This window comes from Micromonospora sp. NPDC047620, assembly GCF_043205005.1.
GTDB lineage: Bacteria > Actinomycetota > Actinomycetes > Mycobacteriales > Micromonosporaceae > Micromonospora.
In genome coordinates this window covers 34,079-48,903 of sequence record NZ_JBIDDG010000019.1, presented here as the reverse complement: position 1 = coordinate 48,903, position 14,825 = coordinate 34,079, and the positions used below count along the sequence as shown (strand labels likewise).

Below are 14,825 nucleotides of genomic sequence, written 5' to 3'. Positions count from 1 at the left end.
CGCGGGCCTGGCCGGGCGGGACGTGGACGAGCGGGGGACCTGCCGTATCACCAGCGGCATACATGTCCTGGCCCCGCGGCAGATGTCGACTCGACCGCTGGTGGGCGATCGTCGGAGCCGACCGTTTCGACGACCCGACGGAGATGCCATGCCCACGTACGCCCGCCCCCGCCTGCCTGACGCTGCTGGCCTTGCCTGCGTCGCCGCCCTGGCGATCGCACTCACTCGGGCCGCCCTGCCGGCAGCTGACGGCTACACGAAGGGTTTCGCCCCCTGGTGGGTTCCCGCGGTCGGCGCCCTGTTCGGCGTCGGTGCCGCGCTGGCCATGCGGCGGCGGCCCGGTTCGGTCCGGATACCACGCCTGGCGGTGCTGGCCACCGCGTGGTCGGCGCTCGTCCTGCTGATCTGGTCGGCCGGCGGCATTGTGTTCGACGCGCTGCGGGCGCTGGCAGTACTCGGTGTGCCAGGGCTGCCACCGGTCGTCGACTGGCCGGGGTTCATGGCTCGCGCCGCGGCGCTCGCGGCCGGGGCGCTGCTGGTCGCAGCCGCCCTCCGCCATGCCAGGGCCACCGGTGCAAACCGCGCCCCGAAGGTCTGGCCCGGCTATGCGGCAGCCGCACTGGTCCTGCCGTACCCGGCCCTGAAGGTCTACTGGGCGATGGGTGGCGAGCTGGCGCGGCGGGCGGTGGGCGGGGTCTCTCTCGAGGGCTTCCCCGTTATGGAGCTGGTCGTCTTCGGGGTAGCCGGCGGGATCGCCCTCGCGTTGGTGCAGCCGTGGGGTCGGTTCCTGCCGCGCTGGATACTGCTTGCCGCCGGCTGGACCGCGACCGGTGTGCTGCTCAGCATGGGGGCGCTGGCCGGGTTAGGCGCCCTGGCGCAGGCGATGGGCGTGGTCAACGGCCCGGTACGGTTCACCGACGGCGGGTGGATCGTGGCCTTCGTGTACGGAACCTGGCTGCTGCTCGGTCTCGCTTTCGGCGCCGCCACGCTCGGATACCAGTGGCGCGCCCAGCCGGCACCCGCGCCGTCCGCCTCCCTGTCGACGGCTGCCTAGGCTGGGGGCATGGCGCGCTGGACGGGGCGAGGGACTTTGCTGCTGTCGGTGCTGGTCAGCTTCCCGGTTGCGGCCTTGTCGCTGGTCATGGCGTTCGTGTCGCTGCCGGTCGGCCGGGCCGTACCGCTCGGGTTGGGGGTTCTGGGCGCGCATACGGCGCTGCTGGCCCGGCGGGCAGCGCCGCGGGCCGTATTCGGTGTGGTGTGTGTCGCGTTGGCGGTGCAGGCCGCCGTCAGCGGACTGTTCCTGATCATGCCTTCGGTGCTGGTCTTCCCGTTCGCCATCTACTCCCTGGGGGTCTACGCGAGTCGACGCTTTGCCGCAGCTGGTCTGGCCGTGGCGGCCGTCGCCGCGGTTCTGGCCGCTCTGCGCCTCGTCAACGATCCCAGCGTGACGGCGGCCGGGCTCCGACCGAACCCGTTCCTGGTATGCGGCTTGTTGGTCGCGGTCGTCGTCGCGGCGTGGATCCTCGGCCTTTACCGTCGCACCCAACTGGCCTACCTCGCGTTGCTCGAGGAGCGGACTCGGCAGGCCGCAGCCGAACAGAAAGAGCGTGCCCGACGGGCGGTCATCGAGGAGCGGAACCGGATCGCCCGGGACATGCACGACGTTGTCGCGCACTCACTCTCCGTCATTATGAGTCAGGCGAAGGGTGGACAGTTCCTGGTCCGCAGCCAGCCAGAGCGGGCGGCGGAGATACTGGCGACCATCGAGAACGCGGGCCGGCTCGCCCTGACGGACATGCGCGGGCTGCTCGGCGTACTGAGGTCCGCCGAGTCGGACAGCGAAAGCCGAGAGCCCCAGCCGGGGCTGCGGGATCTGCCGCAGCTTCTTGACCGCGTACGGGCCGCGGGCCTGCCGGTCAGCCACCACGAACACGGCGCCGCGCGGCCCGTCACCCCCGGCGCCGAACTGGCGGTCTTCCGTACCGTGCAGGAGGCGCTCACCAACACCGTCAAACACGCCGGCCCGGACGGCCGGGCGGTGGTTACCGTGAGTTGGACCCTCGACGGCCTCTCCGTGACGGTCCTCGACCGGGGCAACCGGGACGGCGCTCCGGCCGGGGCCGGCCACGGCCTGATCGGTATGCGGGAACGGATCGCCGCGGCAGGGGGGTCGATCTCGGCGGGTCCGGCTGACGGCGGCTTCCTGGTGACCGCCCGACTGCCGTACGCGGTGCCGGCGGACGAGGCAGCCGCATGACCATCCGGGTGTTCCTCGTCGACGACCAGGACCTGGTGCGCGCCGGCGCAGCGATGATGATCGACGCGCAGGACGACATGACCGTGGTCGGCCAGGCAGCCGACGGGGCGCAGGCGCTCCAGGCGCTCGCCGTCACCGCCGCCGACATCGTGCTGATGGACGTCCGGATGCCCCGCGTCGACGGCGTGGCGGCAACCCGTCAACTCCTCGCCGGTCCCGGGCCGAGGCCTAAGGTCATTGTCCTCACCACGTTCGACCTGGACGAGTACGCCTTCGCGGCGCTGCGCGCCGGCGCCAGCGGTTTCCTGCTCAAGGATGCCCCGGCGGCCGAGATGCTCGCCGGCATCCGGGCAGTCCACAACGGAGACGCGGTCATCGCGCCCTCGACCACCCGGCGGTTGCTCGACCGCGTCAGCGTGCACCTACCCGCCTCGCCGGGCGGGCCGGACCCGGCGGCGACCCTCACCCCGCGGGAGCGCGAAGTGCTGCTCCACGTCGCGCGAGGATCTTCGAACGCCGAGATCGCGTCCAGGCTGTTCCTGAGTGCGGGGACAGTGAAGATCCACGTGAGCCGGATCCTGGCCAAGCTCGGCCTGCGCGACCGGGTACACCTGGTCGTCTGGGCATACGAGCACCGGCTCGTCCACCCCGACGCGTGACCCGACTGCCTTACCACGAAGCCCACCGAACCAGCCGCCCGCGCCTGACTCGGCGGTGGACTTTCTCGATGCCAGCCGCACCCTCAGCCCGAAGAGCACGATTAGCCGACGCCATGTACTGCGACTCACCGCACAGTGGTGCGGCCCGGTTGGCGCGGGTGGGGCTATCCGAAGCGGTCAGCCAGCTTCGTCAGCTTGGTGACGTACGCCGGCCAGTCGTAGTCGTGAGGGACGGTGGTGCTCTCCCGCCGCAGGCCGATCGCCGTGTCGTGCTGCTCGCATGATGTCGGCGTGACCGGCGTGACGAGCGAGGTCGCAGGTCACGTGGACGATGATCCTTTGCAGCGTCACGGCCTGTCCACCTGGCCGCCACCACGACACCCGCCCCGGCCGAGCGGTAGCTGTTCGATCGTCTGATCCGCGAACACCCCGACGCGGCGATACAGGTCGATCAGCCCATCCTTCGTCTCCTCCTCCCGCGCGTACCAGTCTGCCTGCGGGTCCTCCTCGAACGCCTGCTACCCCGCCGGTCGACGCTGAGTCGCCGGCTCGCGCTGTTCAAGGCGGCCCGCAAGCGGGGCCGCGCCGACCCGGCCCCGGCCTCCTCAGAGATCCGCTGCGGCGGCGGGAGTAGCCGGCGTCCGGAGCGGAGACTCGCGGCGAGCGCGCAAGTCCCGTCGGTATCTCGGCTTGCGGTCGGCTCCGCCGGCTTTGCCGCGGGCCGCGATGGACTTTCTAAGCGGTGCAAGGGTGCAGGCTTGCCATAGGAGCACGAATTTTGATTCGTCAGTACCGTTTGGCACGATGACCATCGTGTCGGTTGCGCAGCACAGCTACGTGGGACCGCCGGACGCGCCGGACCGGTATGAGCTGATTGAGCGGCGCGCCGCTGGTGGCGAGGGGGAGGTCTGGCGAGCTCGCGAGCACCACGGAGACGTGGCGTTCTCGTACGCGGTGAAGATCCTCCGGGTGCCGGCGGAGGACCAGACCGACCGCGGCTTGGAGGGCCTTCGGCTACAGGCGGCGCTGGCGACCCAACTCGAACACCCGGCGCTGGTGAAGGTCAAAGAGGTCTTCGTCGGCCCGCCGCCGCATCCGGCCGGAGAGTCCACCACGGACACCTCGCCACGGCTGTACTTCGTGATGAAGTGGATCGAAGGCCGCAGCCTCCAGGAAATGTTGGAGAGCGGCGGGGTGCGCGGGTTGAGCATCCTCAAGCCGCTTGAGCCGATCGCCGAGGCCATCGACTATCTGCACAGCGGCCAGGACACCGACGGCATACCGGTCCTGCATCGGGACATAAAACCGGCCAACATCCTGGTCTCCGGCACCGGGCGGGCCTATCTGGTCGATTTTGGCCTGGTCCGGCTGCGTAGCACCAGCGGCACCGCCCGGGTGTACGGCACGGCGCCGTTCATGGCGCCGGAGTCCCTGGCCCGGGGCGAGTACACCCCGGCCACGGACCGCTACGCCCTCGGCGCGACCGTCTACTACGCAGTGACCAGCGAGATGCCGGTGCCCGGCGACCTCGACGGCATGACCCAGCGGCTCACCGCGGCACTCGGCCCAGGGCACGACCGGGTGATCCGCGGGATCCTGTCGATGGTCGCGGTGACCGCCGAGCGCCGGCCGGCCGCCGCGGCGGCCTGGGTCAACGCGCTGCACGCCGCGCCGCCGGAGACCGCGATCGGCGGGGCACCGCAGCCGTCCCCGCTGCCGCCCACCTCTGGGCCGTCGGGCGCTCCGTTGCCGCCCACCTCCGGGCCGCCGGGCTCTCCGTTGTCGCCCACCACTGGGCCGTCGGGCTCTCCGTTGCCGCCCACCTCCGGGCCGCCCGGCTTCCCGCCGTCGGGCAACCTTGCGTCGCCGGGCTACCCGCTGCCGCCCGGCCCACGGCCGTCTGGGGCTCCGGGGCCGTCGGGCTACCCGTTGCCGCCCGGCCCACGGCCGGCTCCGGGGCCGTCGGGCTACCCGTTGCCGCCCGGCCCACGGCCGGCTCCGGGGCCGTCGGACTACCCGCTGCCGCCTGGCCCGGGGCCGTCCGGCTTTCCCGGGGCGCCCGGCCAGCCTCGGAAGAAGTCCAAAGCCCCGATGATCATCGGAATTGTGGCAACGGTCCTCTTGGCTGCCTGCTGCGTACCGTCGGTGTGGAGCCTCAGCCAAGGCAGCCTGCCCGGCGGCCTCGGTGCGAGTCCGACCCCCAGCATCGACCGTGCCTCCCCGCCGCCGGCGGTGACCGCACTGGAGCCGGTGTTGCTGTCGGTGGCCGACGTCGTTTCCGCGATGAAGCTCAAGGACCGGGACTTGGTCAATACGAGCTCCTCCAGCAACGCGCTGCACAACGGCCTGGCCAAGCTTGCGCTCTGCACAGATGGCAACGTTCGCGGTGATGCGATCGGGGCGCACAGCAGCAACGGCTACTGGGTGTCCAGCGGCCAGTACCCGTACCTCGGCTCAGCGGTCGCCGGCTTCTACGGCAACGCGGCCGACCCGTTCCTCGATGCCACCCGCAAGGCGGCCGAGCGGTGCGGATGGCGGCCGTTCACGGTGCCGAAGTTGGGTGAGGAGTCGGTCGGGATCACCGTCAGCGGCTCCAACGGCGTCTACGCGATGATCTTCGTCCGCTCGGGCCAGGTGCTCTTTCAGGTCGCGATCCAGAACGACTACGAAGGTGGCAGTCACCAGAGCGACCTGATCAAAATGGCGACGTCGATGGCCAAGCGGCTGCCGAAACCCAAAGCGAACCGATGACCGCCCCCGAGGTAGGTGGCGGCGCGAGCGCCACGTTGCTGGTCGGCGTACCCGGTGAGGACGGGGAGCGACGGGTCACCGCGGCCGGCGGGCCGCTGCGGATCGGCCGTGATCCCCTCTGTCCGATCGTCCTGGACGACTCGCGGGCCTCCCGCGAGCACCTGGAAATCACCTACCAGGCCGGACGGTGGCACCTGCGTGACCTCGCCAGCCGGAACGGCACGTTCCTCGACGGCCGTCAGGTGCACGAGCTGGAGATAGGGGTCGCCTGCGCGGTGCGGCTCGGCAACGCCGTCGACGGTCCGGTGCTCACCTTCCGCCCGGAAGGGCTTCCCGCCGCCCCGCCGCCGGTGACCGATTCCGCGCAGCCGGGCCTGTCTACGGAGGTACGGCCGAGCGGGCCCGGATCCGCGGCCGAGCCACCACCTGGTGCACGATTCGCGCTGGGCCGGACTCCCTCGGCCAGCTACCCGACCGCGGATCGGATCCTGATCGGGCGGGCGCCGGAAAACGACATCGTCCTCGACGACCTGCTGGTCTCCCGCTACCACGCCGACCTTGTCCGGGACGGCGCCGGATTCCGCGTGATCGACCTGGGTACGCGCAACGGCACGTACGTCAACGGGCGGCAGGTCGAGCAGGCGGTGCTGAAGGCCGGGGACCTCCTCTCGTTCGGGCACCACCAGATGGTGTTCGACGGCAGCGCACTGCACGACTACGTCGACGCCGGCGGGGTGTCGCTGCGCGCCGAAGGGCTCGGTGTCACGGTCGGCACGCGGAACCTGCTGTCGGGGGTCTCGTTCGAGCTGGACGAGTGCAGTCTGCTCGCGGTGGTCGGCCCGAGCGGTGCCGGCAAGTCGACGTTGTTGGGGGCGCTGACCGGCAACCGCCCGGCACAGGCCGGCACGGTGTGCTACCAGGACCGCGACCTCTATGCCGAGTACGCCGACCTGCGGCACCGCATCGGCCTGGTGCCGCAGGACGACATCCTGCACCGCCAGCTGACCGTACGCCGTGCCCTGCGCTACGCGGCCGGGCTGCGCTTCGGCGCCGACGTGACGCCTGCGGAGCGGGACCAGCGCATCGACGAGGTGCTCGCCCAGCTCGCCCTCACCGCACACGCCGACCAGCGCATCGACACGCTCTCAGGTGGACAGCGCAAGCGCACCTCGGTGGCTCTGGAGCTGCTCACCGAGCCCTCGCTGCTCTTCCTCGACGAACCGACCTCCGGGCTCGACCCGGCGCTGGACCGCGACGTGATGCACGGCCTGCGCGAGCTGGCCGATCGCGGCCGAACCGTCGTGGTGGTGACGCACAGCCCGCTGCACCTGAGCGTGTGCGACCGGGTGCTGGTACTCGCCCGCGGCGGCAGGGTCGCCTACTTCGGCCCGCCGGACGAGTTGCTCGACTTCTTCGGGGCGGCCGAGTACGCCGACGTGTTCACCGCGGTCGCCGCCGAACCGGACGTCTGGGCCGCCAAGTTCGCGGCCACCCGCCCGCCGGCCAAGGCCGCACCGCCGAGCGAGCGGGTGGTGGCCACCGTGCCGCCGCCGCGCCAGGGATGGTGGCGGCAGATGGCGATCCTGGCCCGCCGCACGGTCGCCGTCACCGTCGCCGACCGGCTGTACGCGGCGCTCTCCCTCGGCCTGCCGGTGGGCCTCGCCGCCCTGCTGCACGTGGTCCCCGGCTCCGACGGCCTCGGGCTGCCCGCACAGCCGCCCGGGCGCAGCACGGAGGCCGCCCAACTGCTGGTCATCCTGACCATCGGCGCGGTCTTCATCGGGCTGGCCGGGGGCATCCGGGAGTTCGTCGGGGAGGGCGCCATCTACCGCCGGGAACGAGCGGTGGGCATGGCACCCGGCGCCTACCTGAGCGCGAAGCTGGCCGTGTTCGCCGTGCTGAACGCGTTCCAGGCGGCATTGTTCGTCCTGCTCGGCATGGTGGGCCGGCCGGCGCCACCCGAGGCACTCGTGCTGGGCGTGCCGCTGGTCGAGCTGATCGCGGTGGTCTGGCTGACCACGCTGGCAGCCACCGTGCTCGGGCTGCTGGTCAGCGTCTACGTGTCCACCAGCGAGCAGACGATGCCGGTGCTGGTCGGGCTCGTGATGGCGCAGCTCGTGCTCTGCGGCGGGCTGTTCGCCGTGGTCGAGCGCGCCGGCATCGAACAGCTCTCCTGGCTTGCCCCGGCCCGCTGGGGCTACGCCGCCGCAGCTGCCTCGGTGGACCTGCGCGCGATAATGCTGAAGCCCGCGCCGGACGCACTCTGGGCGCACACCACCGGCGCGTGGAGCTGGGCGATGGCCGTTCTGGCGGGCCAGACCGTACTGCTGACCGCGATGGTGCGGTGGGCGCTACGCCGCCACGAGCCCGTACTGGGAAGCCGGAGGAACCGCACGTGAGCCGCCGTAAGGATTCTGCCGCCGCGCTCGAAGCCGTCCTGCGTGACGGCTGGAGCAGTGCGTGCCGGCTGTACGAGCACCTGGCGCGTGGTGGCCAGTTGGTCGCGCTGCCGCCCAGCGGACTGCGGCTGAGCCAGCACGAAACGATCTTCGGCGACACGGTACTGGGTTACGCACGCTTCTACGGCACGGCCGTGCAGTATCGGGAGAGCAGCCACTTCTGGTTCGGCTCGACGGGCTTCGTGCTCGCCGGCATGGCCGGTGACGCCATCAGCAACGCCAGTGCCCGCAGCCGCGCCCAGGCGATGGCGGCGGTCCAGTGGCGGGACCAGGCGCAGGTGCGGATGATCCTCACCAACCAGCGGCTGCTCGGGGACTACCAGGGCAACATGCTGAGCTTCTGGCACAACGGCGTACTGGACCTCACCGCCGACCTGACCCAGTGGTCGTTCATCCTCCGCTACCAGGAGGGCAATCCGCTGATGCTGCACGGCCCGGCGGCGCCGTGGTACGCGGTCGCGATCGCATGGCTGATCTTCGGCCCGCAGGGCATGCACCTACCGGCACTCGCACCGATAAGCGCAGCCGTCGCGCAGCGTTCCCGCGCCATCACCGGCGAGGTCGTGCCTGACTAGTCACCCGGTGGCACCGTGGTTCAACGTCGCACGGCTAGCGAACTTCATCGCCCCCAGGGAAAAACCGAGTATCAACCGGCGCAGCGTGTTGCAGGAAGGCATCGGCGACGTCGGCACGACGAGGGCTTCGAGGATGTGACAGATGTCGGGAACGAACGTGGCGGCCACACGCCGGCGCGCGATGGTGATGGGTGCGTTGGTCGTCGGGGGTCTGCTGATTGTGGGCGTGTTGGCGCGGCCTGCGGACACGGCGCAGCGGACGGGGAACGCCCAACCCTCTCCCGCACCGGCTGTAGCCATGCGTCTCGACAAGCCCGAGAAGCTCCTGAGTGGCTGGCCGGAGTCGAGGAACCGAAAGTGGCGGGATGCGGCGCAGCAGAGCGTGGGCGCCTTGAAGACGCTGCTTGACGGCGACGCAACCAGCGCGGTCGCAACTGCTTACACCACTGCTGATGACAAGTACACGATTGTTGTGAGCGGAGTATCCGGCACGGTGCCAAACCCGACTGCGGCACTCGACCGCATCTTCGCGACACTGCCAAGGTTGTCGGAGGTCGAACCCACGCGACCCGGACCGATGGGCGGTGAAGCGCGCTGCGGCAGGGGAGAGGATCAGGGCGTCTGGGTCAACACCTGCGCCTGGGCGGACGACCACAGCATCGGCATAGTGGCCTTCATCGGCTTTCCGCAGACAGGCGATCCGGACGACATGTTTGTGCGGGCACGATCCCAGATCGAGCACCCGGTCACCTGAAGTCACGGGATGGTCATCTCGGTTGACGTCAGTCCGCGCGAAGGCGAGGACTGAGTCAGTGAATCCGAACAGCATCTGCGAGGCCGTGGTCGTGGCCCCTTCGAAAATGGGTGGCGTGATAACAGGAAGGCGGGCAGGCTCGCGCCCGTGACGAGCAGCGACCTGTGGGACGAGGACACCGCGGAGCGGTACGACGACCTCTCGGCCGAGATGTTCGCACCCCAAGTGCTCGACCCCGCCGTGGACTTCCTCGCCCGGCTGGCGGGCTCCGGCCCCGCGCTGGAGTTCGCGATCGGCACGGGTCGGGTGGCGATCCCGCTCGCCGCCCGAGGCATCTCTGTGACCGGGATCGAGCTGTCGCAGCCGATGGTCGACCGGCTGCGGCGCAAGGTGCCCGCGGAGGAGTTGCCGGTCGTCGTCGGTGACATGGCCACGACCACCGTCCCCGGCCAGTTCTCGCTCGTGTACGTCGTGTGGAACAGCATCGGCAACCTGCGCACCCAGGACGAGCAGGTGCAGTGCTTCCGCAACGCTGCCCGGCACCTGTCGCCGGGTGGTCGCTTCGTCGTCGAGCTGTGGGTGCCGGGTATCCGGCGGTTCCCGCCGGGGCAGGCGGCGGTGCCGTTCGAGGTGACCGACCGGCACGTCGGCTTCGACACCTACGACATGGTCACGCAGCAGGGGACCTCTCACCACTACCGGCGGCTGGACGACGGGAGCACGCGCTACGGCTACAGCAACTTCCGCTACATCTGGCCTGCCGAGTGCGACCTCATGGCGCGGTTGGCCGGCTTGGCGCGGGAGCAGCGGGTGGCGGACTGGAACGGCACTCCCTTCACGTCCGACAGCGAGAGCCACGTGTCGGTCTGGCGCAAGCCACTCAACTCCGCTGAGGAGGGCTAGTCGAGCCCCATTGGCCGCTTCCGCGCGGCAGGGAACGTATCGAATCCAGTGGTTCAGGCGCGGGCGCGGAGCCAGGTCGCGTCGTCGAGGTCGCGGCGGCACGTGCGCCGGGAGTTCTCAGTCGGCGGCGATCTGGCGGACGGAGTGGATCGCCAGGCTGATCGTCGCGGGGTTGCCGGTGCGGGCGTGCGTGTCGATGGCCGTGTCGGCGAACTTGATCGCGTGGGCGTCGCCGGTACCGGCGGCCAGGGACATCAGCTCGGCAGCCTGCGTCGCCGGCGTTGCATCAGGAGGGCGGCGTGCCACGGCGGGGGAGTACGCGGCGGTGACGGCGGCTGCCGCCGCCCACGCAGCTGCCAGGCTCGGCCTCCACAGCGCCGGTGGCAGGGCGGGCAGGGTCCGCAGGACCGCGTGGGGAGCGGTCGCCGCGTGTACGAGCATGACGGGCTTGGCGTATCCGTGGTGGGCATGGCGGGTGACGGCGGCCTCGACGACGGCTGCCAGCCGTGCGAGAACCTGATCCTCGGCACGCCCGGGTACGGCGCCGGCAGCGGCCGGCCACTCGGGCAGGTCGGCGAGTTGGGCGAGACGGGCGCGGATGCCGAACCGTTGGTCGGGGACCCTCGGGACGGCATCCAGCGCCGAGCGCGGATCGGTCAACGGGTAGGGGCCGACGCCCGGCGGGGCGAGCGGCTGCCATCGGGCGGCCCAGTAGGCGAGGCCGTGGCCCAGCTCGGCGACACGTGTGCCGGTCTGCGCGTCGAGCAGGGCGCGGACGGCATGGCCGACCCGGATCACGCCGTGGGTGGCGCCGGCGGCGATGCCGGGAAGCAGGCGGGGCCACCAGCGAGCCAGCACCTCGCGCCACGGGCCGAGGGTCAGCTCGCGGTCGAAGTAGTCGAGCCAGTCCCCGGTGCGGGTGGGATCGCCGAGGGGGTCACGCCACTCGTCGGCGGCGATGGGGGCGATTCCTCTCGGTCGCGGCTCCAGGAGGTCCAGGTAGGCGTCCAGCCACCGGTGGACGAGATCCCCGTGACCGTGACGGACCAGGGCTTCTGCGGCCATCGGCGCGTGGTTGGACAACCAGCCGTCGCGCTCCGGGCCGGTGCGTTGGAGCCGTGCGAACGCCTCGTCGAGGATTCCGTCTGCCATGTCCACGATGCTGCGACCTGAACCGCGCTTGAGGTCAAGCCCGCCGCTCGCTGCGGAGGCCGGAGGCGAGCGGAAACGGCTCGGTGGGAAGCCGCACGGCTCCCGGAGTCGACGGCGGCGCGCTCTTCCTCACCTACGACCGTGCGGCCGGTTGGCCGGCGCCGCGTCGATGTCCCGGGGCAGGTGGCCCGCCGGTCCACCGGCACGGCGTCGGTGGACCGGCGGGCCGCCGTGACCTGCCTCAGGCGCGGGTGATGCGGACCGCGTCGGCGATGACGTAGCCCGTGCCGCTGGTCCACCGGCTCACGCCGACCTTGTCGCCGTCGCCGGCGGCCAGCGTGAACACGCCGAGCGACACCCACCGGCCGCCGTTGAGGCGCTGGTTGACCCGTACCGACTGGTTGCCGCCGGTGGTGGCCACGATGTACGGGGTCGAGTCGTTGTAGCCGGAGGCGGCGGGGTACCAGACCGAGACCTCGTACGCGCCGGTCTCGGGCAGGTTCGCCTTGTACCAGGCCACGTCGCTGGCGGAGACCGGGTCGGCGAACCGGTAGTCGGGACCGATCCGCTGGCTGGAATAGGTCGAGGTCCCCCAGTTCGCGCTCGCCGTGAACCGACCCGCGGTGGTGTTGTCGACCGTGACGCTGAACTCCTGCGGCGGCGTGGTCCCGGCCGAGACGTCGAGGTAGTCGCGGTCGATGTAGATCCGCACCCCGCCCCAGGTCTCGTAGCTGTCCCCGGTGTACTGGTGGATCCGCTGACGGTTGGCGTAGTGCCCGTCCGGGCAGTAGCTGCCGGCGTCGGTGTCCGCCACGCCGTTCCACCAGGCGAAGAAGAGGTGGTCGACGCGGGTGTACCGGGGGTCGTCGTAGGCGGCGCACAGGTCTCGGACACCGGAGGAGCCGCTGGAGTACATGCCCGAGAGGTAGCCGAGCTGGTGGAGCCGTTCGGTCCAGCCGGACAGGTACGAGAGCACCGCCGCCTTGCACGACTCGCTCGACGGGTAGTGCTCGATGTCGTTGTAGATCACGCTTCCGGCGGGGATGCCCAGCGCGCTTGCCGCGTTCACCGCGCTGGCCGCCCGGGTGGCGCCCTGCGACCGGGCCGTGGCCGGGTCGTACGACATCTTCGGCGTGCGGGTGCCGCAGGGGGCCTGGTAGTCCAGCTCGATGGGGATCAGGTGCCAGCCCTTGTTGGTCTGGTTGGTCACCCAGGTCGCCGTCAGGTTGGCCTGGGTGCAGGACCGGCTGGCGCCGCTGATGTAGATGCCGACCGCACGGTACGGCGAGCTGCTGCGCCACGCGTCCATGGTCGACTGGGCCGGGGCGGTGCACGTGTCGAAGCCCTTGCCGGTGTAGGTGCCCGGTTGCGGACCGGCCGCCGCCAGCGGCGCCACCGAGGCCGGCGCGGCGGCCGTGCGCGCGGGGTCCAGGGGCACCGGCGTGGCGCCGCGACCGATGCTGGCGGAGGCCAGGATGCGGCGGACCGTCGCCTCGGTGTCCGGCGTGTGGGCGGCCGTGACGAGGACGCCGGCGTCGCGCACCGCGACCTGGATGGTGCCGTCGCGCGACAGCGGGGCGTCCACGGTCGCCCGGCCGCTCGTCGTGACGGCGGTGTCCGCCGTGAGGCGGTCGGCGGTGACGGCGTCGATCGGTTCGATGACGAGTCCCGCCGTGCGCCCGACCAGGCCGGAGGGACACCAGGGCTCGTCGCCTGGGTGGCCCAGGTAGACGGTGGGCCGGTCGAACCGGACGCAGGCGTGGGGGTCCTCGGCCAGGTCGACGACCTGCCAGCCGGCGGGTACCGCCACCCGGTAGCCGCGGTAGCTGACGGTCCGGTCCTCGGTGGGGGCCGCCCAGGCCGGGGTCACCGCCCCCACCGAACCGACGATGGCGACCGTGAGGCTCGCCATGATCCTTCTTATCGTCATCGAAGCCTCACTCTGGGGAAGAATTTTGCCAACGGGTGAACCGCGTTGCAAAATTTCTACCAGTCGCGGGCGGGTATAGCCAGAGACCAATCTCGATGGTCGACCCTTATCGTGGCGGGGAGAGGACGCGCCACAGCGCCAGCGTCGCCGCGAGCGACGCGCCACCGGCCAGCGCCATCACCGCGCCCGGAAGGAGCACGTCGCTCAGGGCCCCGCCGGCTGCGGCGGCCAGGCCCTGGGCCGCCATCAGACCGGCGCTCAGGAGCCCGAAGGCCTGACCGCGACGGGCCTCCGGAACGGCGTCGAGGAAGCGCTGGGCCAGACCGAGCTGGTAGGCGAAGCCCGCGGTGGCCACCGCGAAGAGGGCCGCCGCCGGCCACAGGCCCGGCCGGGCCGCGAAGGCCAGCATGGGTACGCCGAGCAGCAGCGCGAGCCAGGGTGTCCACGCCTCCCGGCGGGCGGGGGCGACGAACCGCCCGACCAACAGGTTCCCGAGGAGCATCCCGGACGCGGCGGCCATCAACAGCACGCCCGCGCTGGCGTCCGGACCGAGACCGGCGGCGTACGGCACGGCGACGCCCTCCGCCCCGACCAGCAGCGAGCCGGGCACCCACTGCGCCAGCAGCAGCCCGCGGATCCGCCGGTCGGCGAGCAGCGCCCGGTTGACCCGCCAGGTCTCCCGGACCGCCCCGGAACCGTCCCGCCCCGCGCGGGGCGGTCGCGCCGCGAGCCCGGCGCGGACGAGCAGGGCCGAGACGGCACACGTCGCGGCGGCCACCCACAGCGCGCCGTACGGGCCGATCCAGCCGAGCAGGAGCCCGCCGAGGGCGAACCCGGCCACCTGGGTGCCGCCCGCCGCGACGGTGAGCAGGGACCGCCCGAGCACGTACGCGTCGCCCGGCAGCACCTCCGGCAGCAGCGCCGTGCGCGCGGCGCTGCCGACCGGGGCCAGCAGGCCGACGGCCGCGGCCAGGACCAGCATGCCTGCCGGGGAGAGCGCGCCGAGGGCGAGGACCACCACCAGGGCGAGCCGGAGCAGGTCGTACCCGACGATCACCGCGCGCGGAGGCCACCGGTCGGCGAGCGCGAGCATGAACAGCCCACCCAGCGCGTGGGGCAGGAACCCGGTCACGTACGCCAGGGCGGCGAGCAGCCCCGAGCCGGTGCGCTCGTAGACGAGCACGGACAGGGCGAGCATCTTCACCGTCTCGCCGATCATGAACACGCCGAAGCTGCCGAGGAGCACCCGGAACTCGGCGACGGCGAAGGCGTCCCGGTAGGCGGCGGGCCGCCCGGCGCCGGCTCTGGTGGAGGTGGCGGTCATCCGGGCATCGTGCGGGCCGTTCCGGTGGTCGGCCTATCCTTTCGCTGTCCGACGAAAGGTG

General features: G+C 71.6%; 12 protein-coding genes and 1 pseudogene. 8 read left to right on the top strand and 5 right to left on the bottom strand.

The annotated features are described in order from the left end of the window. Positions 1-148: 148 nt before the first annotated feature. From ACGF5C_RS22690 to ACGF5C_RS22680, 3 genes are read left to right on the top strand one after another with little or no spacing between them, the layout of a single operon-like run. Entirely contained in the window at positions 149-1,054 is a 906-nt protein-coding gene (locus ACGF5C_RS22690; RefSeq protein ID WP_393304539.1) for a hypothetical protein, read from the top strand. Between the two features lie 9 nt (positions 1,055-1,063). Next, positions 1,064-2,257 carry a sensor histidine kinase gene (locus tag ACGF5C_RS22685; RefSeq protein WP_393304537.1) on the top strand — a complete coding sequence of 398 codons (1,194 nt, stop codon included), beginning with the start codon at positions 1,064-1,066 and terminating at the stop codon, positions 2,255-2,257. Next, complete coding sequence (locus tag ACGF5C_RS22680) at positions 2,254-2,916, top strand: response regulator (protein WP_393304535.1); 663 nt, start codon at positions 2,254-2,256, stop codon at positions 2,914-2,916. Before ACGF5C_RS22685 ends, ACGF5C_RS22680 begins: the two co-directional genes overlap by 4 nt. A gap of 164 nt (positions 2,917-3,080) precedes the next feature. Here the strand turns inward: ACGF5C_RS22680 and ACGF5C_RS22675 are convergent. After that, a pseudogene (locus ACGF5C_RS22675) lies at positions 3,081-3,434 on the bottom strand (DUF664 domain-containing protein); the annotation flags it as partial. Between the two features lie 193 nt (positions 3,435-3,627). Between ACGF5C_RS22675 and ACGF5C_RS22670 the strand changes: the two are divergent. The 3 genes from ACGF5C_RS22670 to ACGF5C_RS22660 are packed head-to-tail and all read left to right on the top strand — an operon-like array spanning position 3,628 to position 8,701. Then, entirely contained in the window at positions 3,628-5,667 is a 2,040-nt protein-coding gene (locus tag ACGF5C_RS22670) for a serine/threonine protein kinase (RefSeq protein ID WP_393304533.1), read from the top strand. Next, a complete protein-coding gene (locus ACGF5C_RS22665; protein WP_393304531.1) occupies positions 5,664-8,066 on the top strand; it encodes an FHA domain-containing protein in 2,403 nt (800 codons plus the stop codon). Before ACGF5C_RS22670 ends, ACGF5C_RS22665 begins: the two co-directional genes overlap by 4 nt. After that, complete coding sequence (locus ACGF5C_RS22660) at positions 8,063-8,701, top strand: hypothetical protein (protein ID WP_393304530.1); 639 nt, start codon at positions 8,063-8,065, stop codon at positions 8,699-8,701. The genes ACGF5C_RS22665 and ACGF5C_RS22660 overlap by 4 nt, the downstream gene beginning before the upstream one ends. On the opposite strand, the gene ACGF5C_RS22655 is transcribed toward ACGF5C_RS22660, so the two are convergent. Then, complete coding sequence (locus tag ACGF5C_RS22655; protein WP_393304528.1) at positions 8,702-8,869, bottom strand: hypothetical protein; 168 nt, start codon at positions 8,867-8,869, stop codon at positions 8,702-8,704. It lies immediately after the preceding gene. Positions 8,870-8,999: 130 nt separating this feature from the next. On the opposite strand from ACGF5C_RS22655, the gene ACGF5C_RS22650 reads away from it, so the two are divergent. Continuing rightward, the gene (locus ACGF5C_RS22650) at positions 9,000-9,455 is read left to right on the top strand and encodes a hypothetical protein (RefSeq protein ID WP_393304526.1); all 456 of its coding nucleotides are present in this window, start codon (positions 9,000-9,002) and stop codon (positions 9,453-9,455) included. Positions 9,456-9,602: 147 nt separating this feature from the next. Then, the gene (locus ACGF5C_RS22645; protein ID WP_393304524.1) at positions 9,603-10,358 is read left to right on the top strand and encodes a class I SAM-dependent DNA methyltransferase; all 756 of its coding nucleotides are present in this window, start codon (positions 9,603-9,605) and stop codon (positions 10,356-10,358) included. A 117-nt stretch (positions 10,359-10,475) separates the two neighbouring features. Here ACGF5C_RS22645 and ACGF5C_RS22640 read toward each other — a convergent pair whose 3' ends face one another. From ACGF5C_RS22640 to ACGF5C_RS22630, 3 genes are all read right to left on the bottom strand, one after another. Further along, on the bottom strand, positions 10,476-11,510 hold the full coding sequence (locus ACGF5C_RS22640) for a questin oxidase family protein (protein ID WP_393304522.1): 1,035 nt from the start codon (positions 11,508-11,510) through the stop codon (positions 10,476-10,478). Between the two features lie 241 nt (positions 11,511-11,751). Further along, complete coding sequence (locus ACGF5C_RS22635) at positions 11,752-13,422, bottom strand: glycoside hydrolase domain-containing protein (protein ID WP_393304520.1); 1,671 nt, start codon at positions 13,420-13,422, stop codon at positions 11,752-11,754. A gap of 124 nt (positions 13,423-13,546) precedes the next feature. After that, the gene (locus ACGF5C_RS22630) at positions 13,547-14,764 is read right to left on the bottom strand and encodes an MFS transporter (RefSeq protein WP_393304518.1); all 1,218 of its coding nucleotides are present in this window, start codon (positions 14,762-14,764) and stop codon (positions 13,547-13,549) included. Positions 14,765-14,825 lie beyond the last annotated feature (61 nt).